At 71.4% G+C, this 19,227-nt stretch carries 18 protein-coding genes and 1 pseudogene; 14 read left to right on the top strand and 5 right to left on the bottom strand.

Annotation, left to right across the window (positions count from 1 at the left end; translation table 11 throughout):
- The first annotated feature begins 390 nt into the window (after positions 1-390).
- From OG432_RS34155 to OG432_RS34110, 10 genes are all read left to right on the top strand, one after another.
- Positions 391-1,350 (top strand): hypothetical protein, encoded by a 960-nt coding sequence (locus tag OG432_RS34155; protein ID WP_328314826.1) that lies wholly within the window; start codon positions 391-393, stop codon positions 1,348-1,350.
- Positions 1,347-2,351, top strand: coding sequence for a hypothetical protein (locus OG432_RS34150; RefSeq protein WP_328314825.1), 1,005 nt, complete (start codon positions 1,347-1,349; stop codon positions 2,349-2,351). Before OG432_RS34155 ends, OG432_RS34150 begins: the two co-directional genes overlap by 4 nt.
- Positions 2,348-3,634, top strand: a complete 1,287-nt coding sequence (locus tag OG432_RS34145; RefSeq protein WP_328314824.1) for a nucleotidyltransferase family protein — start codon at positions 2,348-2,350, stop codon at positions 3,632-3,634. The genes OG432_RS34150 and OG432_RS34145 overlap by 4 nt, the downstream gene beginning before the upstream one ends.
- A complete protein-coding gene (locus OG432_RS34140; RefSeq protein ID WP_328314823.1) occupies positions 3,631-4,242 on the top strand; it encodes a class I SAM-dependent methyltransferase in 612 nt (203 codons plus the stop codon). The genes OG432_RS34145 and OG432_RS34140 overlap by 4 nt, the downstream gene beginning before the upstream one ends.
- 106 nt (positions 4,243-4,348) lie before the next feature.
- The gene (locus OG432_RS34135) at positions 4,349-5,224 is read left to right on the top strand and encodes a nucleotidyltransferase domain-containing protein (protein ID WP_328314822.1); all 876 of its coding nucleotides are present in this window, start codon (positions 4,349-4,351) and stop codon (positions 5,222-5,224) included.
- 8 nt (positions 5,225-5,232) lie between these two features.
- Complete coding sequence (locus tag OG432_RS34130; protein WP_328314821.1) at positions 5,233-6,609, top strand: condensation domain-containing protein; 1,377 nt, start codon at positions 5,233-5,235, stop codon at positions 6,607-6,609.
- Entirely contained in the window at positions 6,606-7,841 is a 1,236-nt protein-coding gene (locus OG432_RS34125; protein ID WP_328314820.1) for an ATP-grasp domain-containing protein, read from the top strand. Before OG432_RS34130 ends, OG432_RS34125 begins: the two co-directional genes overlap by 4 nt.
- The gene (locus tag OG432_RS34120; protein ID WP_328314819.1) at positions 7,838-8,110 is read left to right on the top strand and encodes an acyl carrier protein; all 273 of its coding nucleotides are present in this window, start codon (positions 7,838-7,840) and stop codon (positions 8,108-8,110) included. The genes OG432_RS34125 and OG432_RS34120 overlap by 4 nt, the downstream gene beginning before the upstream one ends.
- Complete coding sequence (locus OG432_RS34115) at positions 8,110-9,651, top strand: amino acid adenylation domain-containing protein (RefSeq protein ID WP_328314818.1); 1,542 nt, start codon at positions 8,110-8,112, stop codon at positions 9,649-9,651. The genes OG432_RS34120 and OG432_RS34115 overlap by 1 nt, the downstream gene beginning before the upstream one ends.
- Positions 9,652-9,684: 33 nt before the next feature.
- Positions 9,685-11,574: an FAD/NAD(P)-binding protein gene (locus tag OG432_RS34110; RefSeq protein WP_328314817.1), complete on the top strand. Its 1,890-nt coding sequence runs from the start codon at positions 9,685-9,687 to the stop codon at positions 11,572-11,574.
- Between the two features lie 112 nt (positions 11,575-11,686).
- On the opposite strand, the gene OG432_RS34105 is transcribed toward OG432_RS34110, so the two are convergent.
- Positions 11,687-12,526, bottom strand: a complete 840-nt coding sequence (locus tag OG432_RS34105) for an SDR family oxidoreductase (protein WP_328314816.1) — start codon at positions 12,524-12,526, stop codon at positions 11,687-11,689.
- Positions 12,527-12,618: 92 nt separating this feature from the next.
- On the opposite strand from OG432_RS34105, the gene OG432_RS34100 reads away from it, so the two are divergent.
- Both OG432_RS34100 and OG432_RS34095 read left to right on the top strand, forming a co-directional pair.
- The gene (locus OG432_RS34100) at positions 12,619-12,990 is read left to right on the top strand and encodes a winged helix-turn-helix transcriptional regulator (RefSeq protein WP_328314815.1); all 372 of its coding nucleotides are present in this window, start codon (positions 12,619-12,621) and stop codon (positions 12,988-12,990) included.
- A gap of 145 nt (positions 12,991-13,135) precedes the next feature.
- A complete protein-coding gene (locus OG432_RS34095; RefSeq protein ID WP_328314814.1) occupies positions 13,136-13,816 on the top strand; it encodes a maleylpyruvate isomerase N-terminal domain-containing protein in 681 nt (226 codons plus the stop codon).
- Positions 13,817-13,999: 183 nt separating this feature from the next.
- On the opposite strand, the gene OG432_RS34090 is transcribed toward OG432_RS34095, so the two are convergent.
- Both OG432_RS34090 and OG432_RS34085 read right to left on the bottom strand, forming a co-directional pair.
- Complete coding sequence (locus tag OG432_RS34090; protein ID WP_328314813.1) at positions 14,000-15,076, bottom strand: hypothetical protein; 1,077 nt, start codon at positions 15,074-15,076, stop codon at positions 14,000-14,002.
- Positions 15,077-15,286: 210 nt separating this feature from the next.
- Positions 15,287-15,421 (bottom strand): hypothetical protein, encoded by a 135-nt coding sequence (locus OG432_RS34085; protein WP_328314812.1) that lies wholly within the window; start codon positions 15,419-15,421, stop codon positions 15,287-15,289.
- A gap of 527 nt (positions 15,422-15,948) precedes the next feature.
- Between OG432_RS34085 and OG432_RS34080 the strand changes: the two genes are divergently transcribed.
- Both OG432_RS34080 and OG432_RS34075 read left to right on the top strand, forming a co-directional pair.
- Complete coding sequence (locus tag OG432_RS34080; RefSeq protein WP_328314811.1) at positions 15,949-16,179, top strand: hypothetical protein; 231 nt, start codon at positions 15,949-15,951, stop codon at positions 16,177-16,179.
- Positions 16,180-16,371: 192 nt separating this feature from the next.
- Positions 16,372-16,678, top strand: a pseudogene (locus tag OG432_RS34075) (hypothetical protein); the annotation flags it as partial.
- Between the two features lie 15 nt (positions 16,679-16,693).
- Here OG432_RS34075 and OG432_RS34070 read toward each other — a convergent pair.
- Together OG432_RS34070 and OG432_RS34065 are read right to left on the bottom strand one after the other, a co-directional pair.
- Positions 16,694-18,034: a cytochrome P450 gene (locus OG432_RS34070; protein WP_328314810.1), complete on the bottom strand. Its 1,341-nt coding sequence runs from the start codon at positions 18,032-18,034 to the stop codon at positions 16,694-16,696.
- Positions 18,035-18,255: 221 nt separating this feature from the next.
- The gene (locus OG432_RS34065; protein ID WP_328315361.1) at positions 18,256-19,029 is read right to left on the bottom strand and encodes a UbiA family prenyltransferase; all 774 of its coding nucleotides are present in this window, start codon (positions 19,027-19,029) and stop codon (positions 18,256-18,258) included.
- Positions 19,030-19,227: the final 198 nt, after the last annotated feature.

Below are 19,227 nucleotides of genomic sequence, written 5' to 3'. Positions count from 1 at the left end.
CGTCACGGGTCTTTGGGGATCACATGGGCCGTACGCGTCCCAACACCGCGGAATCAAGCGTCAGTTGAGCTGTCCGCCGAACCGTCCGACGGATGTCCGAATGAGAACCACGTCGTGCGAAGTGCCTCATGCTAGGAGCAAACTTCCGACCGGGAGCCGCCGCTGTTCGGCCATCCTGTATCGGCATTCAGCCATCTTTTCGGGTCGGTGCCGGTGCTTGACACCTCCTGTCGAAACTCCACAGAATTCCAGCGGCTGTCGTCAGCCGGTCGGCTCGCCGACTGCTCCACCGGTCCTCGGTCAGGAGGGCACCATCCGCATGTACGACTCTCGGGCCGCGACCGATCCGCCCAGCGTTTGCTCGTGCGCCCGTCCCACCCGGGGCCATCGGTGAACGGCACGCTCTCCCCGCGACTCGGCGTCGCGGTCCTCACCCCGGACCTCTTCATCACCGGTGCCTGGCCCGCTCTGGCCGGGCTCCTGACGGACCGTGGGCTGCACGTCTGCGCCTTCACGGTCGTCGACGCCACCAACGCGACGATGGCCGCGCTGTACGAGGGCAATGTGTTCAAAGCGGGCCGCGCCCGGGTCACGTCCACGCTGGGCCGTGCCCTGCCGCTGCTCGACATGAACGTCGCGGTGGCCCTCGCGGGGCCGCCCGGCCTTGACGTTCCGTCCGTCCTCGACGAGGCCAAGGGGCCCAGCCAGCACGGCACGCGCCATCCCGACGCCTTGCGTGAGGCGAGCCCGGTCGCGCATCGCTGCATGTCCCTGCTGCACACCCCGGACCCCGAACTGGCCGGCCGGGACGCCGCGCTGCTGTTCGGCCCCGACGCGACGAGCCGCCTGGATCCCGGCGCGCGGGTGGATCCCGCCGTCATCGGCGATCTGCGCGGCATCCGCTGCCCCGCCGACGAGCCGCACCCCTACGACATCGTGTGGCGCACCATCGTGCGGATCACGACCGTGCTGTCCCTCGACGCGCTGCTCGCCCTACCCGGTTCCGAGGAACTGATGGCCGGCGTGCGCCGCCGCGCGAAGGAACTGGCCGCACTGTGGGGTGATGTGAAGGCCGCGGACCTCCCGGGCGAGGTCCGCTCGGGGCTGTGCCCCCTCGCCGAGCTGGTCCGCTCCGCTCCCCCGCGCATCAGCGCGCCCTTCACGCGGGCCGGTGTGGTGGGGGCGGAGCTGGTGCGGGCTCTGGAGGTGCTGCTCGACCCGGCGAGCTGGTCCGAGCGGTCCGGCGAGCTCGTGGTGGCGGCGCTGGCACGCGCCGGGCTCTTCGTGTCGCCCTGGGAGCGGCACATGATCCTGGTCGCCCTCACCTTCCTGCCCCGGCCGCCCGCATGAGCGCCGCGGCCGGCGAACTGGATCTGCGCGGCCGGCCGGGGCCGTGGCCCGAGGCGCTGGCCCGGCGGTTCACCCGGTGCCTGGCGTCCGCCGCGGCGGACGGCTCGCCCGCTCAGGGCGCGCCACACTCCGGGAACGTGGCGCTGCGCGAGTGGCTGGCCGACAGGGAACGGGTCCCCGTCGAGAAGCTGGTGATCACCGCGGGTGTCCGGTCGGCGGTACGGGGTCTTGTCGCGCCGCACTGCTGCACCGTACTGGAAACGCCCACGTTCTCCGGGGTGCCGATCTCGCTGCGCCAGCTGGGCCTCACCTTCCGCACCGAGGTGTGGGAGGCGCTTCCCGGCGCGGTGCACGACGGGTGCGCCGTATGGGTCACATCGCCGTACAGATCTCCGCTGGGCGACTCCCTCAGCGATGCGGAGCTCCGCCGCCTGACCGCGGCCGTGTCGGGAGTCACCGTGGTGCAGAACCTCAGCTACGCCTGGATGGATCCCCCGGCGGCGAAGCTCGACTCCATCGCCTATGTGTCGGGACTCCACAAGATCGCCGGTCCGGGCGCACGTCTGGGCTGGGCCGTCGCGGACGATGCCTACGCCCGCCTCGCACCGGAACTCCGCGGCGCCTCACCGGCGGCGCTGTGGCAGGACACGTGGCTGCGCTTCATGCGCTGCGGCGCGTTCCAGGAACTCGTCGACTGGCGCCGCGCCATGGTCCGCCGCAACCGCGCCGCCTTCGTCGAAGCGCTCGGCGACAGCGCGAAGTACGCCGTCGCCGGCGACGGCCCCAACGTGTCCCTGGTTCATCCGGCGCTCGGTGAGGCGGGCATGCGGCACGTCACCGAGGACCTGGCCGGCAGAGCCGTTCAGGTGTCCGACGGCGAGGACTTCGCGCTGTCCTGCGGGATCCGTGTGAACGTCGACAATCTTCCGGCCGAGGCGTGTGTGCGCGCCGCCGCGGAGATCGGGTCCGCCGTCGTGCGGGCAGAAGGGAGATTTCTGTGAATCCCACCTGGCAGGACGCCGCCGACATCGGACTCATGATGCTGCCTCGTGAGTCGGCCGCGGCCGCGGTGGAGCGCCGCGCCGACCAACTCGCCGCGCTGGCCGCCCTCGTGGTCACACAGAAGGTCGCCGGCTCCGCGCGCCGCCGGCTCCAGGAAGGCCCGCCGTCCGCCGCGGGCGAGAAGTTCCTCGCACTGGTCGACGACGAGCGGGAGGCCGCGGACCGCCGCATGGCGACCATTCCCTCGGTCCTCGATGCCGTCGCGGCCGCCGCCGAGTCGTCCGGCATCGAGTGGTCGCCCATGAAGGGCTGCAGCATCCGGCAGAGCTACCAGGACCCGCGGATGCGGGACGTGGGGGACGTCGACCTGTGGGTGCCCAGCGCCGAGGATGCCTGGACGCTGTCGGAGACCCTGCTGCCGATGGGCTACGTCTACGCCCCGTGGGAACTGCCCTGGTTCAAGAAGTCCGCGTCGGGAGAGCTCTACGGTCAGGTCAGAGTGGTGCGGCTGGAGCGCGACCGGGCCGCCGTCGACTTCCACATCGGGTCGTACTCGGTACGCCACTGCGGGACGATGCCGCTCGGCCGGCACCGCAAGGGGCGCTTCCTCCCCGAGGACGACATCGCCGCCGTCTTCGGGAACGCGGCCGGCGACTGCATGCTGGACCTCAAGTCCGTCAACGACCTGCACGTCCTGCTGCCCCTGGTCACCAACGTCGCACGGATCCATGCGCTCCTGGACCACGGCGGGCTGCTGCCGTTCCTGCGCGGCTGCCTCAGCCGGATCCGCCGGCTCACCGGCCTGCCCGCGGGCCTGCTGGAATCCCTCGACCGGCTGGAGCCGGCGCCGGGCCCCGAGGAGGACGTCCAGGTCACCGCGGCGGAGGCGGACCGTCTGCGGATCGCCCAGACCGTCACGCACGCCGCGGAGATCGCCCTGCGCGACCATCCCGAACAGGTCCGCGCGATCGTCGCCTCCGCCGCCGACGCCTACAGCTACGACCATCCCCTCACGGTCCTGCCCCGGCCGGCCTATCGCCTGGGACCCCTCGTGAGCTGGGAGTGCGTTCGGCTCGTGCCCGTGCAGGGATCGGCGCGACACCTGCCACGGCCGGCCACGGTGGCCGATGTCGAGCATCCGATCCGGCTGCTGTCGCTGGACGGCGGCGATCTCGTCACCGTCGGCGACCGGGTCTTCATCCCCACGGTCGACTTCCGTGTTCCCGAGGACCTCGTGGTGACGCTCCGCGAAGCCGGACTCTCCGTCGACGTGGACGCATGACCGGCGTCCGGTCCTGGTACGACGAGAGGCTGGCGGACGCCTACGACCGGGCCAACCCGTCGACGCGCCGGGGGCTCCTGCCCGCCGCGGCCTGGCTGTCGGGCAGCGTTCCCGACGGGGGCACTCTGTTCGACCTCGGCTGCGGAACGGGACGGGACCTGCCCGTCCTCGCCCGTGACGGCATCCACGTCATCGGCGTGGACATCGCCCTGCCCATGCTGCGGCACGCCAGGCGGCGCCGGGAAGCACTGCTCTGCGCCGATCTGACGCGGCTGCCGTTGCGGGACGCGGTGGCGGACGCCGTGTGGTGCGTCGCCGCCTGGGTCCATGTACCCCACCGGGAACTGCCGTTGGCGGCGGCCGAGTTGTCCCGGGTCCTGCGACCGGGCGGGCACGCCGTGATCGGTGTGCAGCGCGGCTCGGGGGGCAGCGTCGAACTCGATCCGTACCTCGGGGAAGTACCGAGGCTGATGGTCCGCTACCAGGAACCCGAACTCCTCTCGGCGCTCGGCGAGGCGGGTCTGCACGCACTGCCCCTGGCCACGCAGGACGCCGAGTTGCGCAAGTGGGTGACCACGCTCGTGGTGAAGCCGCATGGCACCGCATGACGTCACCGCGTCCGCCGTACGGGGCCGAACCGGCCCCCTGCGGTGTCCGCACCCTGTCCCACTACGTAAGGAATCCGCACCACGCCCCACGACGTAAGGAAGGCGCATGCTCGCTACCTCATCGCCCCACCCCGTGATGGAGACCCTGTCCAGCCGCAACCTGCTGCCCACGCGGTGCCGGGCCGTCTACCTGACCGGGTCGCGGGTGCGCGGGTGGGACAATGACGCAAGCGACGTCGATGTCGTCGTCGTCTCGCCCGAACCGTTCACCCCGCCGGTGGAGGCCGCCGAGCTGGTGGGACAGGGCGCCCTGCGGATCCGGCACGCCAAGGTGCGCATCGAGGGCCGGGACCACGACCTGGAGTACTGGACCGACGACCAGGTCGAGGAGCTCCTGCGGAAGGTCTCCTGGCAGGTCTTCGAGTTGGGGAAGGGCCAGGAACGCCAGTTCATGGTCTACGAGATCAACTTCCTCGACCGGCTCGCCCACTCCCTGGCCATGCACGGTGAGCCGGCGCTGCGCGCATGGCAGGACACGTTGCGGGCGTCCGCGTTCCGCGCCGCACGCGTCGCCTACTGGCTGCACGAGGCCCGCAACTACCGTGCCGCCTGCGAGGGACAGCTCACGTCCGGCGACGTCCACAGCGCCACTTTGTGTGCCAGGCTCACGGTCGAGTGCGCCGTCGACGCGCTGCTGGCCCGGCACGGCCAGCTGGGCCCGAGCGGAAAGTGGCGCGCCCGGCGCTTCATGGAGACATCCCCCGCCGCACTCACCTTCGAGCGGTACTGGCGCCTGCAGACGCTGGAAGGCTTCGACGCCGCCCACCCCGAAGCCTGGATATCCGCTGCGCTGAACGAGGTGTCACCGGTCGTCGAGGAGACCGGGGCCTGGCTCCGCGCCGAGCACGTGCGCCACCACGGCGCCGACTGCGGTACCGCCGATCCCGCGGGCACCGTTGTGGATCACGACGAGGACCGGTGATCGCGGCCATGACCCAGCAACCCGACACACGTGGGACCCGCTGCTCCGTCACCCAGGAGCACCGCCTGCTCTTCAACCGCAGGATGAACGACGGACGCACCCAGCCGGTGTGTGCCGCCTACGTCATCGACGGCGCGCTCGACGTCACGAGGCTGCGCGCGGCCCTGGAGACACTTGTCCGTCGGCACGACGCGCTGCGGATGTACTTCCCGGTCGGCGACGATCCGCTGGCCATGGCGGTACGTCCCGAGCACGAGGCCTCCTGGCCGCTGGAAGAGGTCTCGCTGCTCGACCTGCCGTCCGGGGACGAGCGCGACCATCGCGCCCAGACTCTCCTGGAGGCCTTCTGCGACCAGCCGTTCGACCTCGCGTCGGGTCCCCTGGTTGCCGCCCTCCTGATCGAGGTCTCGCCGCGCCGGCGCATCCTGGGCCTCACGCTCGAACACCTCGTCTGTGACGGCATCAGCCAGTCACTCCTGTTCGAGGAGCTGAGCGGCCTGATGGCCGAGCCAGGCCCCCCGCTCCCGGCCGATCAGGTGCGTCCGGCGGCCAGTTACGCGGCGTACAGCGAGAAGCAGCGCCGCGCTCTGGGCCCGGACTCGGCACCCGTGCGGTTCTGGAACAGCCAGTTCCACGAGCACGGTGTCTATCCGCCGACGCTGCGTCCGAGCGACAAGCTCGCCCCCGCACCGCTCACGACGGGCCCCTCCGGGCACGTCGAGGTCGAGCTGCCCGGAGCGTTCCGCGCGCGCCTCAAGGAGATCACGGCGGCGACCCGCACCACTCCCTTCATGGTCTACCTGGCGCTCCTCACCCACGGCCTGCGCGACGGCTTGCTCGACGAGTCGCTCGGCGTGGTGTTCATGGAATCCGGCCGCCGGGGCACGGAGACCCGGCGGCTGATCGGCAACTTCGCGTTCGAGCTCTGCGCCTGGACCCGGCTGGAACCCGAGGACGGCATCCACGACGTGCTGGGCCGGGTGCGCGACTCGGTGGCCACCTCCATCGGGCACGCCCTGCCGCTCTGGTGGGCGACTCGGCGTTACGTCTCCCAGGAGGGCGCGCGCGAGACGTTCGACCCGTCGCGGCTGGACGAGCGGTTCACCACGCCGTGGATGTACTTCTCCGTCTCGGATCCCCGGGCCAACCCCCTCGGCCTGCCGGACGCGCGGGTGGAGCCCTACCCGGCTCGGGTCGAGATCCCGTACATGCGGACTCCGTTGCTGATGGCGACGGCGGTGGCCGGGGCCGAGTCGACGACGCTGTCGTTCGACTTCGCGCAGGGTGGCTACGACCCCTCCGCACTGGAGTCCGTCCTGGCGTCGGCGGCCTCCGCCGCGGCGGAGCTGGCCTCGTCTCCGTCTCCGTCTCCGTCAAACCGATGATCATCGTTCCGTACGCCCCCGGGGGCTCGGCCTCGCCGAGCGAGACGGCACGCGCCTGCGCCCCCTTCGGCGGCGCTGTGTTCGTCGTGGGCACGTCGAGTCCGCTCGATGAGCGGGGCCGCGCCGTGCTGGAGGGCGCGGGCCGGGTCGTCGTGGCCGACGACCCGGCCAACGTGATCGCGTCGCTCGCCGGGACCCCGGTCGACGGCATCGTCACGTTCGCGGACGCGATGCTGGAGGTCGCCGCCGTCCTCGCCGAGGCGCTCGGCCTGCCGAACCACAGCCCGCGGACCGCGGCCTGCCTGCGGGACAAGGCGGCCCAACGACAGCGCCTGAACGAGGCCGGCGTGGGCTTCGTCCCCCTCGTGTGGTCGGGCGCCGGCACGGAGCTTCGCCCCTTCGGCCCCGGGACCTACCCCGTGGTCCTCAAGCCGCGCAACGGAGCGGGCAGCGAACAGTGCATGATCCTCGACGGCGCGGCGGGTCACCGCACGGCGAACGCCCGGCTCGACCCGGCGCGGCAGTACGTCGCCGAGGGCTACATCCCCGACGGCGCACCCCCGGCAAGGCACCTCGCGGACTTCCTCTCGGTCGAGAGTGCCGTGCGCGACGGGACCATCACGCATCTGGGGATCAGCGGCCGGCTGCCGCTGGCGCCACCGGTCCGCGAGGGCGGCACCGTCTTCCCGGCCCCGCTCTCCCGTGCGACCTCCGAGCAGGTCACAGCGCTGGCGAGCCGTGCGATCCGCGCCCTCGGCATCACCCTCGGCGTCGTCCACACCGAGATCAAACTGGCACCCGGGGGACCACAGGTCATCGAGGTCAACGGCCGCCTCGGCGGCTACCTCAGCGAACTGATGCTGCTGGTCGGGCTCGCCGACCCGGTCTCCCTCGCCGTCCGGCTCGCCGCAGGGGCCCCGCTGCCGGAGCCCTGGAGCGCACGGGGCTCCGCCCTGGTCGTGCTGCGGCAGCCGCCGATGCGCGCCCGCACCGTGCTGCGGGCGCCGGCGCCCCGAGACCTCGTGTCCCTGCCGGGGGTCGTCCGCGCGAAGCAGTGGGCGCGCGCGGGAAGCCCCCTCGACTGGCGCGTCGGCACGGCCGGCATGGTGCTCCAGGTGTGGATGCGGGGCGCGGACTGGGCCGGTCTGAGCCACGACTACCTGGAGCTCACGGACTTCCTCGACCGGAGCCTGTCCTACACGTACGACATCAGCGAAGGGATCAGGGGATGAGCGGCGAGCCGGACCAGTACGTACCGAAGATGTGTGAGATCTGGGGGGCCGTCCTCGACAGCCCCGTCGGACCCGACGACGACTTCTTCACCCTGGGGGGCGACTCCCTGGTGGCCGTGGAGATCGAGATCCAGGTCGAGCAACGGCTGGGCCTCGAAGTCGACTTCGCCGACTTCTTCGCCGCGCCCACCCCGCGTCAGCTGACCGTGACCGCGCATGCCCGCAGCGGCGGCGGGAGCCAGGCCGGGGCCGGCCCGGGACAGCCCTGATGGACCGCCTTCCCGACCTTCTGCGCGCGCGGGCCCGCGCCCACCCCGACAGCGTCGCGCTCCGCCGGCCGGGACGGTCGCTGACCAGCCGTCAACTGCTCGCCGAAGTCGTGGACCGCGCCGCGAAGCTGTCCGCTCACGGGTATCCACCGGCTACGCCCGTCGCGGTGGGTGTCACGCGTGACATCGACTCCGTACTGACGATCCTGGCCGTGCTCGAGGCGGGCTGTGCGTACGTACCGGTCGACGCCGCATGGCCCGCGGCACGGCGGGAGTTCGTCCTCGCGGACGTGGGCGCGGCCGCGATCGTCGACCCCGGCACCGGGCAGGTGACCGCGCTCTCGAACGGTGCGGGGCCCGGCCTCGACCCGTCGACCGCCTATGTCCTGTACACCTCCGGGTCCACCGGCCGCCCCAAGGGCGTCGCGGTGAGCCACGACAACGTACTGTCGCTGCTGCGGTCCGCCACCCCGCCCTTCCGGTTCGAGGCCTCGGACGTGTGGACCGTGTTCCACTCGCTGTGCTTCGACTTCTCCGTCTGGGAGCTCTGGGCGCCGCTGTACACCGGCGGCTGCGCTGTCATGGTGGGCAGCCGGGAGGCCAGGAGCCCGGCCGGACTGTGCGACCTGGTGCTGTCCGAGCGGGTGAGCGTACTCAACCTGGTGCCTTCGCTGTTCCATCGTTTCATGGACGCCTGCGCCTCACGTGGATGGCCTCACCTCCCCTTGCGCCAGGTCGTGTTGGGCGGTGAGGCGATCGACCGCCGGCAGTGTCTGCGGTGGATGGAACATCAGCCGCACGTGCCGCTCGTCAACATGTACGGCATCACCGAGGCCACCGTGCACACCACGTTCAAGCCGCTGACCGTCGGCGATCTGTCCGGGCACTCCGTGCACACCCCCATCGGCCGGCCCCTGGGCACCCTGGACGTCCGTCTCGTCGACGAGGCGGGAGACGCGGTGGCTACCGGCGGGGTCGGGGAGATCGCGATCTCGGGGGCCGGGGTGGCCCTGGGCTATGTGGCCAACGCCGAGGAGAACCGGCGCCGGTTCGTCGAGCTGGACACCGGCGGGCGACGCGCACGCTTCTTCCGCACCGGCGACCTGGCCCGCGCCGAAGGTGCGGAGCTGTTCTACGTCGGCCGCGCGGACGCCCAGGTGAAGGTGAACGGGCACCGGATCGAAGCGGGAGAGATCGAGGCCGCGCTGCGCGAGCACCGCACGGTGCGCGACTGCGCGGCCCTGCTGGACGCCACCGGCCCGAGCGGCACGCCCCGGCTGGCCGCGCTCGTGGTCACCGACGGGCAGGAGGTGACCTCGGCCGAGCTGCGCACCCATCTCCTCGACCACGTGCCCCTCTACATGATTCCGAGCGTCATCACCTTCGTCGACGCACTCCCGATCAGCGAGAACGGCAAGCTCGACCGCGCGGCCTGCGGGCACCTGCTCGGCGAGGCCGGACGGCCCGCACGGCCGCGCGTCGATGCCACGGCCGACGTGACCCACCACCACCCACCACGACCCATGGATGAGCCGGCCTGACGGCAGGGCCCTCGGAAGCGAGATCGGATGGACATGGCGGCAGATTCCGAAGTGTCGGCGCACCGCGTCGCCGTGGTGGGGAGCGGACCTCGCGGGATGGGCGTCCTGGAGCGCCTCGCTGCCCGGCTGATCGACTGCCCGCCCGGCGCCCCGGTGGAGATCTTCCTCATCGATGCCCACACGCTCGCGGGCGGCCGCGTCTGGCGGTCCGATCAGCCGGACTGGTTCCTGATGAACACCGCGGCACAGGAGATCACGATGTTCTCGGGCCCCTCGGACGGGGGCCCCGTGCGACCCGGCGCCGGCCCGTCCTTCGCGCAGTGGTGGGCCGGCGTCGACCCGGCGTCGGCGAAGCCCGACGGCTACGCGCCGCGCGCCCGGTACGGCCACTACTTGCAATACCTGCTGGACGCCGTGGTGCGATCACTCCCGCCAGGCGTCCGCCTCCACCAACTCCAGGACTTCGTCGAGGACTTGGAACCCCGCCCCACGGAGTACGTCCTCACACTGGCGAAGGGCGGCAGGCTGGCCGTCGACAAGGTGGTGCTGGCCACCGGCCACACACTCCCGAAGCTGGGAGACGCGGAACAGCGCCTCCACGACTTCGCCCTGGAGCGACCGCGGCTCCAGTACATGCGGGGTGACGCGGCCGCCGACATGCCTCTGGACCGCGTTCCCGACACCGCGGCGGTGGGGATCATCGGGCTCGGCCTGTCCTTCTACGATGTCGTGGTCGCGCTGACGGCGGGCCGCGGCGGACGGTTCATCGAAGCCGGTGACGGAGCGGTGGCCTATCGGCCCAGCGGGGCGGAGCCGGTGCTGGTGGCCGGATCCCGCAGCGGGATGCCGGTGCTGTCGCGCGGCTTCGACCAGCGGCCGGCCGATGCGATCCGCAAACCGCTGCTGTTCACCGAGGAGCGGGTGCTGGCAGGGGCGGACCGGGGGTGCCTCGACTTCCGCCGCGACGTCTTCCCCCTGCTGGTGGCCGAGATGGATCTGGCCCACCACGCCACGGTGCTCCGCCTGCGCCGCGGGCCGTCGGCGGAGACGGAGTTCCTGCGGGAGGTCTCCGCCGCCGCCGAGCACGGTCATCCCGATGTCTGCGGCCTCGCGGGACGGCACGGCATCGGCGCACACGGGCACTTCGACTTCGAGGAGTCACGACGCCCCTTCGCGGACCGCCACTTCCCCGACCCGGACGCCTTCCGGAGAGCGCTGGTGCGGGAGTTGCGGACGGATGTGGACCGTACGGTGCGGGGGAACTACGCGGACCCCTTCAAGGCGGCCGTCCAGGTCATCCGCGACGCGCGCTCGGTGATCCGGTCCCTGGTGGACTACGGCGGCCTGCGGGCGGCCTCGCACGAACACGACCTGGTCCGTTGGTTCTCCCCCGCGACGGTGTTCCTGGCGGCAGGTCCTCCCCTGCACCGGGCACGGGCCATGCTGGCGCTCGTGGAAAGCGGGGTGCTCCGCGTGGCCGGCCCAAAGACCAGGTTGACCGCGGACCCCGCGAGCGGGCGTTTCGTCGTGGAATCCCCCCAGGTCGGGAACTCGCGCACCGAAGTCGACATCGTGATCGACGCGCGCATCCCGATCCCGAACGTGGCCGCCGACACCTCGCCCCTCACCCGGCGGCTGCTCGAACGCGGGATCTGGACGGAATTCGTCAACACCCGCGGCTCGGACGCCTTCCGTTCCGGCGGTGTCGCGATCACGGACGTCCCCTTCCATCCGCTCAACCAGGACGGGGCGCCCGACACCGGGCTCTACGTCATCGGAATCCCCACGGAACACACGCGGTGGGGCACCCAGGTCGGAAACGGCACGCCCGGCCCGTGGAACAAGTTCATCCGCCACGCCGACGCCATCGCGGAGCACGCCCTCGCCACGCGCCGCGAGCGCGTCGAGGCCGAGCAGGACTGACCGGTGCCACGAACGGCGCGGGTGCCGGCGCCCTCGCCGGAAAGGCGGCCGCCGCCCGCGATCGTCATCGCAGGCGGCAGGGGAACGTAAGTGCACTCGGTACAGGTGGTGTTCAGCGGAAGGCGGCGACGTTGCGGGCCACCCAGTCGCCGAAGGAGTGCGGGGGGCGGCCGAGAACGCGCTCGGCATCCGGACTGATCCGCAGTTCGGTCGGCTTGGGGGCGGAGATGATGTCCAGGGTGTCGTCGGCGAGTTCCGCCGGAACGAACTGCGTCATCGCGGCCTTGGCCTCATCGCGGGTGAGCTCGTGGAAACGCACCGGCACACCGAGTGCGGCGGCGATCGTCTCCGACTGCTGACGCGGCGTCACCACCTGCGGCCCGGTGAGCTCGTAGGTCCCGCCGGTGTGCCGGTCGCCCAGCAGGCAGGCTGCCGCAACGTCGGCGATGTCGGCCGGATCGACGACCGGAACCCCGACGTCGCCGAAGGGGGCGGCAACCGTCCGCTGCGTGCGGACGGACTCGGCCCATGCGAAGGCGTTGGAGGCGAAGCCACCCGGCCGCAGGATCGTCCACTCGAGACCCGACTCCTTCAAGGTGTCCTCCAGTGCGCGCATCGCGATCCGCGTCGCCCCGAGCGGCCTGGTGGCCACGCCCTGCGAGGACAGCAGGACGACCCGGCGGACCCCGTGGGCCGCCGCGAGGCCGACGATGTCGCCGGGCCTGGCATCGGGGGCGTGCAGATCACCGGAGAGCAGGAGGAACAACGCCTTCGCCCCGTCCAGGGCGGGCGCCAGACTCGCCGGCCGGGCCAGGTCGGCGGTCAGATGCCGGACTCCTTGCGGAACCGCCGCGGCGCGCCGCGACACCGCCGTCACCTGCTCGCCCGCGTCGGCCAGGGCCTGCGTCAAAGGCCGGCCGATATTCCCCGTAGCCCCGGTCACCACGATCATGTTCCGCTCCATATTCGTTGTGCAGTAAGGGCGTTGACGCTAGGAGCAGGACTTACTTTTCGTAAGGACATACCCAGAGGTAAGCTCCCGACATGAAGGAAGGCGCGCAGCTCACGCAGGTCGAGACGGGCCCCCGGTATGACGTGTTTCACACGGACTGCCCCGCACGTGACGTGGTCGACCACGTGACCAGCAGGTGGGGCATCTGGGTACTGATCTCCCTCCGCAAGAACGACCTCAGGTTCTACGAGCTGCGCGACAGCATCCGCGGCATCAGCGAGAAGATGCTCGCGCAGACCCTGCGCGCCCTGGCCAACGACGGCCTGCTCCGGCGCACCGTCGAACCGACGACGCCGCCCCAAGTCACCTACGGCCTGACCGAGTTCGGCAGTGAGCTCAGCGAGCCGCTGACAGATCTCTTCGACCGGATCACACGGGGACTGCCGCAGCCGGGCCCGCGCTAGGGTCTGTCCGGCCGACGGCGCGGGCTCGCGCCGGGTCGCCCGGGACCGGTGGGGTAAGCGCTCCGTGGTGCGAAGGCACACCGTGGGTCCCGCCGGTCGGGACGGGCTGGCGGCCCGGCGGGTTCGGGTGCGGAGGAGGTTCGGCGTGGGTGGTCACGTGGAGAACGGCGCGGTGGAGGCCGTGGGCGAGGCCTACGGCGCGTTCGGCGATGTCGTGCGGAGAGTTGACGACGCGCAGTCGTGGACACCGAGCGGGTGCACGGGCTGGGCGGTGCGGGATCTGGTGTTCCATTGCCTGGCGGACGCCCAGCGCGGGCTCGTGGCGCTGCACAGCCCGGCGGAGGGACCGGCCGACCGGGACGCGGTCACGTACTGGCGGGACTGGCAGCCGGATGCGGTGGGGGCGGCTCACGGGCGGCGCTGGTCCCGGGTGGGCGCGAGCATGTTCCTCGACTTCGGGCAGTTGCGGGAGCTGTACCTGGAGACGACGGCGGCCCTGGTCGTCGCTGCGGGGCGGGCGGACATCGGCCTGCGGATCGGCACCCAGGGGCATGTGCTCACCGTCGGGGACCTGCTGACGACTCTCGCCGTCGAGGCCACCGTCCACCACCTGGACCTGATCGTCGGACTGCCGGACGCCCGGCACCCCTCGGCGGCCGGGCTGACATGCGTCCGAGCCACGCTGGACGGCCTGCTGGGCCGGACGGTCCCGGTGGACTGGGACGACGAGCATTACGCTCGGGCCGCCACCGGGCGGGTGCCGCTGACCGCCCCGGAACGGCACCGGCTCGGCGTGGACGCGGATCGGTTGCCGCTGTTCAGCTAGCTGATGCCGCCCGGCCGATCAGGCGCGCCATCCACACCGGGCCGGTCACGCTCGACAACTGTCCTCTGCCATCGCTTCTTGATCTTGTGCCATCCGACTGGCGGGGGTTGGTGCGAGGCAAGGCGACATCTGCATGAGCCGGGTGTCGTACGGCTGTTCTCGGGCCTGGTGTCGGGTGGCGGGTTAGGTGGCTGCGGGGACGGTGATCGGGGTGCTGGTGACGGAGAGGGGGATGTCGCTGGAGTTGCCGGCGCTCTCGGCCGTGTACCAGTAGCCCTCGGTCTTTTCAGCGTGGTCGACGAGCGAGACCTGGTATTCGCCGGGTTCCAGGTGGTGCCAGGACACCACCGCGCTGCCGAACCCCCTGACGATCTCCACGCTGATCGGCGTGAACGTGGTCGCCTTGCTCGGGTACGTGAGGATGAGGGTCGCGTCGATGCTGCTGGCGTCCGAGTAGTAACCCCCGGATCGGGAGTAGCAGGTGAACCTGCCGACGAAGGCGCCGATAAGGCCGCGGCTGCCGTCGGTGAACTCGACGGCCCGCGCCATGACCTTGTGCTGGGCCCTGCTCCAGGCGTCGAGGGAGTGGTCGGTCACGAGGGGGCTGGAGGTCTCGTCGAAGACCGTGCGGACCTCGGGCGGGTTGGCCGGGTGGAGCTCGGGAGCCACGTACCGGTCGACGCCCCGGTGGACCAGGAGCAGCCGCTCGCTCTCGCCTTGCCCGTCACGGAAGGGGAGCAGGGCCGGCGTGTTCCTGCTCGCGTGGCCTTCGATGACCCGCGGCCGGCTCCAGCCGTCCGGGCCCAGGGTGGTGCGGAGGACCTCGTCGCGGGTGGAGTGGGGGTAGACGGCGTGGAGTTTGCCGTCGTAGGAGGGCAGCGCGGAGCTGCGCCGGGAAGCCTCGGCCAGGGCGACGGGGTCGGTCCAGGTGCTGCCGTCGTAGACGGGGTGCCAGAGGGGGCCGCCTTCTCCCTCGATGGCGCTCTCGCTGATGGGGCGGACCAGGACGCGCAGGGCGCCGTCGTGGACGGTGACCGAGAGGCCGCCGGCGTAGGACCGGTTGCCCCAGCCCTGCACCGCGTCCATCGCCTGCAGCACCGACGAGAAGAGCTTGGGCTTCTGCCGTGCCAGCGGGGCCACCTGCCTCTGCAGGCTGCCGTCGTACTCGTAGGGGGCCTTGACCAGGTGCTCGATGTGGTGGTTGGCCACGTCGCTGTAGAGCAGGTGCAGCTCACCGTTGAACGAGACGGGGGCGTCCACCTGCGGACCGCGTCCAGCGCCTCGCCGGCCTCCTTGAGCAGCGCGGCCTTGTCCTGCGCCGACGCCGTGCTCTTCCTGGCGGCGGTCAGTTCGGCCTGCTTCTCCTGGGCGAGCTTGTCGGCCTGCGCAGGGTTGAGGGAGGTCCAGTGCAGCGGCAGGTACGTCTCTCGTCCTGGCGGGCGCCGCGGTGGACGCACACCAGGGTGCCGTTCACCTCCGCGAGGCAGGGGCCGCGACGCTCAGGTGGTCGGCGAACGGTACGTCCGCCTCCCAGGAGGCATCGTTGCACACGGACCGCCACAGATTCTGGTCGTCCTCGACGCCGGAGGTGGTGCTGTCGGACATGGGCTCATCCCTGCAATCGGTAGGAACAGGCGACCCCGGACGGCGAGGGCCCGCCCGACTCGGGCGGGGGCGACCGCATCCGGTCCTGCCCGGCACCGCCACGCTACGAAAACCGTGATCACACGGAGAGGTCCTATCCAGCCGATCGGAAGGCCCACCTGGCCATCCCCTTCCCCTCACCCGAAAGAGTGAGTTGACAAAGACGCCGGACCAACGGGGCAAGCCCCAGGCGCGGCGTCCCGTGGAGCCACACGGCTGACTACCGCCCACACACCCCATCCCCACACACATGCACCACCGGGAGAGCAGGCCCCGAGCTACTCCCCGGCCACCTCCGCCCCCACCCCGGCGCCACTTGCCGAGCTCCTGACCCGGCCTGATCAAAGTTCGATGTCATCAACTCGCTTCCATTAAAGGTGGATGGCACACGATGAAGGATTGATGGCGCAGGGCAGTAGCGCACCATCCCGTCCGCGTGCGGGAGCCCTGCTTTGCCTCGTAATTCGAACATGCGATCTAATTGAGCCATGAACCCGAGCACCTTCCCCAGCGACCTCGTGGAGGCTCAGACCGCCTGGTACGCCACCTACTGGGACCTCGCCACCGCCGACCCGGCCGTCAGCACGGCCGCACACCGCCGACGCCTCCAAGATCTCTCCCGACGCATCGCCGGCCACCCCTACTGGCAGACCCCGGCCGGCACCCCGGCGGCCCGGATGGCACTCAAGGAACTCGCCCGCGTACGGGTCCAGCCATGACGAACGACGCCGGAGTCGGTGGTGCCGTCCAGCCGGGGTCCCACGGCCGCCACGACTGCGTTCCGCTGCCACCCCACCGCGTCCCGCGCCGGTTCCGGCACCCGCTCGCGCGCCGGCAGAAGGGGCCTCTGCCACGCCGGCCTCCCCCTGCCACGCGGTACCGAACAGCCGAGCAAGCAGAAAGGCAATGGCCTCGACGTCTCCGAGCGGCATCTCGGCTTCGACACCTTCGACCTGGTCGAGCAGATGCTCGTGTCGCACCACTTCACCCGCGACGGCGACGATGACGGCCGCTAGGGCGGACGACTCCCGTCACCGGTACGTCTGGCCGGCGGAGCTCGACCTGATGGCGCGGATCGCCGGGCTCACGCTGGAACGCCGTGTCGCCGACTGGCGCGGTGCCCCGTTCACCCGGGACTCCGCGCATCACATCTCCGTGTGGCGCAAGCCACCGGCCCGAGGCCGGGAAGACGTGGTGGGATCGCGAGGTCGAGCTTGAGGTACGCCCTCGCGGTCACCGTCGGAGGGGTTCGGCGATCATGCGCAGTCCCGCTGGTGCGAGCGCGAGCCTGACGTGTGGGCGTACGCGGCTGTCCGGGACCGGCCGCAGGCGCCGGCGGGATGCGATGGCGCTGATCAGGATGACGCCTTCGGCCAGCGCGAACGCGTCGCCCAGGCACTTGCGTCGTCCGGAGCTGAAGGGGATGTACGCATGGCGGGCGGCGGCGGTGAGTGGAGCGCTCCAGCGGCCCGGGTCGAAGCGCTCGGCGTCGGGAAAGTCCGGGCCGTGCTGGAGTTGGTAGGCGCTGAAGAAGAAGTCGGTGCCCGCGGGGAAGTGGTGTCCGCCGAGGACGACGTCGGTGGTGCTCACACGGGTCAGCAACGGGGCCGGCGGGTACAGGCGCAGCACTTCGAGCAGGACGTCGCGTGTGTACGGGAGCGCCGGCAGGTCGGCGGCGGTCGCCGTGGCACCCGCCAAGGTGTCGTGCAGCTCGGCGTGGAGGCGGGCTTCGACGTGCGGATGGCGCGCCAGGAGGTGAAAGAGCCATGCCACGGTGGCGGCGAGGGTTTCCGCACCGGCGATGAGCAGGGTGATGACCTGGTCGCGCAGTTCCTCGTCGGTGAACGCGGGGATCCCGGCGTCGTCCGCCGGGACCAGCAGCGTGGTCAACACCCCACCTGAACAAGGGGACTTGTGTGCCGCGGCGACCACTTGGTCCGCGGCCGCCCGCGCTGCGGTCCGGGCGCGGTCGAAACGCCGGTTGCCCGGGGTGGGCAGCTGATGGAGCCACGGGTGGGGGATGGCCGCGCGGATGAAGACACCGGCGATCAATACCCGTATGTGCGAGGTGAGTTGATCCGCCTGGCGCGGATCGATGGTGGGCAGCAGGGCGCGGATCAGCACGCGCATCGTGGTGGTGGTCAGGTCTGCCAGAAGGTCGATCTCGCGTCCGGGTTGCCAGGATTGGGCCAGAGCCTCGGCCTCCTCCCCCATCACGGTAGCGTACGCGTTGATGCGCGCGGTGGTGAAGGCGGGCTGCAGGAGGCGGCGTTGGCGCCGGTGGTTCGCGTCGGTGGCGGTCCCCAGGCCATCGCCCAGGAGGTCACGGCCCCGGTCGAGGAGGGGCCCGCCCTTGTCGAAGTCGTGGGAGACGAGCAGGGCGTGCACCAGGTCAGGGCGGCAAACCAGGTAGGCGGGACGCGGGCCCACTTTCACCCGTTGGACCGTATCCCCGTCCCGGCACCGGAGCAGCCAGGGCAGGGAGCCGTACAGCAGGCGCGGGGTGTGTCCCAGCAGCGGCAGAGCGCCCGGTGCGACCGGAACCCCGTAGCGCGTGCGGCGTTGGCGTGTCATTGCTTTACTCCCGGTCCGGGTTGCGGTCCTGTTCGTGCTCCTGGCCCTGGCGTTGCCCTGGTCCTGGCTCTCGTTCCTGCTCCCGTTCCTGCTCTCGTTCCGGCTTGGCACGGCTGCCTTTTCAAGCTCAAGCTCGGGCTCGGGCTCGGGCTCGGGCTCGGGCTCGGGCTCGGGCTCGGGCTCGGGCTCGGGCTCGGCTCCTGTCCGCCGGCCCCGGGCGGTCACAGCGTGCTGAACGCGGCGATCACGACGGCCGCGTACCAGTACTCGAACCATCGGTAGGTGCGGTGGTCGTAGGCCGGGGTGCGACCCCGGCGGACGCGCCAGGCGATGGCCCAGCACAGGGTCGCGGTCGCCGCTTCGGCGGTCCAGCCCTTCGGGTCGCCGGCGCCGGCGCGGATGATGAGGAAGTGGTCCACGAGAGGCAGAAGGCCGAAGCCCACGCAGAGGAAGGTGCGGGTGGCGTTCTCCCCGAAGGCGAGCGGGAACGTCCTGCGGCCGGTGACCGCGTCGCCGTGCAGATCGCGCAAGTCCTGGACGGGGATCAGGAAGAAGACGGACACGGCCAAGGTCACCATCCAGCGCCAGGCCTCCGCGGTGAGTGGGGCGACCATCTGCCAGGCGGGGCCGAGCATGAGCGGTATGCCGAGGCTGATGACGGCGTTCTTCACCACCCACCGCCGAGCGCCTCCCAGATTGTGCAGCAGAGTCACGGCTTCCCAGACCAGGGCCCACTGCCACACCCCGAGCGCCCAGCCGGCCAGGGGAAAGGCCGCGAGGGCGAATACGGCGCGCCACACGGTCGCCCGCCGACCGGCCTCCCCCGCCACCAGTGGGCGGAAGGGCTTGTTGAGCTGGTCCTCGCGCAGACCTGCCAGCTGATTGGTCAGGCAGAAGGTGTAGAGGTAGAGCCAGAAGTAGACGAGGCATCCCGCGACCACGACAGCGAGGCGCCCGGCCGGAAGCCGGAAGTGAACGGCCACCCCCAGGGTCATCAGCACCCCGGGACAAAACCCCGACCAGACGTCGTTCCTGATGAACCGCCAGCTCACCCAGGGCTCGTGGCACAGTCGCCTCCACGCCGCCGATCGGGCCGATTCGACGCTCCTGTGCGCCGCGTCCCGGGAGGCCCGGAGGGCCGCGGCGGACCCGGGCGCCTCGCATGATGTGCCGGCCGTCGCGGCGGGCCCGGG

The organism is Streptomyces sp. NBC_00442 (assembly GCF_036014195.1).
Lineage (GTDB): Bacteria > Actinomycetota > Actinomycetes > Streptomycetales > Streptomycetaceae > Streptomyces.
The sequence above is the reverse complement of the archived record's forward strand: the minus strand, read 5'-3'. Positions and strand labels throughout refer to the sequence as shown.

Coding starts and splice junctions, on each gene's coding strand:
- OG432_RS34130 (WP_328314821.1), top strand. CDS start 5,233: ATGACCCAGCAACCCGACACACGTGGGACCCGCTGCTCCGTCACCCAG.
- OG432_RS34120 (WP_328314819.1), top strand. CDS start 7,838: ATGAGCGGCGAGCCGGACCAGTACGTACCGAAGATGTGTGAGATCTGG.
- OG432_RS34085 (WP_328314812.1), bottom strand. CDS start 15,421: ATGTCCGACAGCACCACCTCCGGCGTCGAGGACGACCAGAATCTGTGG.
- OG432_RS34100 (WP_328314815.1), top strand. CDS start 12,619: ATGAAGGAAGGCGCGCAGCTCACGCAGGTCGAGACGGGCCCCCGGTAT.
- OG432_RS34080 (WP_328314811.1), top strand. CDS start 15,949: ATGAACCCGAGCACCTTCCCCAGCGACCTCGTGGAGGCTCAGACCGCC.
- OG432_RS34110 (WP_328314817.1), top strand. CDS start 9,685: ATGGCGGCAGATTCCGAAGTGTCGGCGCACCGCGTCGCCGTGGTGGGG.
- OG432_RS34135 (WP_328314822.1), top strand. CDS start 4,349: ATGCTCGCTACCTCATCGCCCCACCCCGTGATGGAGACCCTGTCCAGC.
- OG432_RS34105 (WP_328314816.1), bottom strand. CDS start 12,526: ATGATCGTGGTGACCGGGGCTACGGGGAATATCGGCCGGCCTTTGACG.
- OG432_RS34070 (WP_328314810.1), bottom strand. CDS start 18,034: ATGACACGCCAACGCCGCACGCGCTACGGGGTTCCGGTCGCACCGGGC.
- OG432_RS34125 (WP_328314820.1), top strand. CDS start 6,606: ATGATCATCGTTCCGTACGCCCCCGGGGGCTCGGCCTCGCCGAGCGAG.
- OG432_RS34065 (WP_328315361.1), bottom strand. CDS start 19,029: ATGACCCTGGGGGTGGCCGTTCACTTCCGGCTTCCGGCCGGGCGCCTC.
- OG432_RS34115 (WP_328314818.1), top strand. CDS start 8,110: ATGGACCGCCTTCCCGACCTTCTGCGCGCGCGGGCCCGCGCCCACCCC.
- OG432_RS34150 (WP_328314825.1), top strand. CDS start 1,347: ATGAGCGCCGCGGCCGGCGAACTGGATCTGCGCGGCCGGCCGGGGCCG.
- OG432_RS34140 (WP_328314823.1), top strand. CDS start 3,631: ATGACCGGCGTCCGGTCCTGGTACGACGAGAGGCTGGCGGACGCCTAC.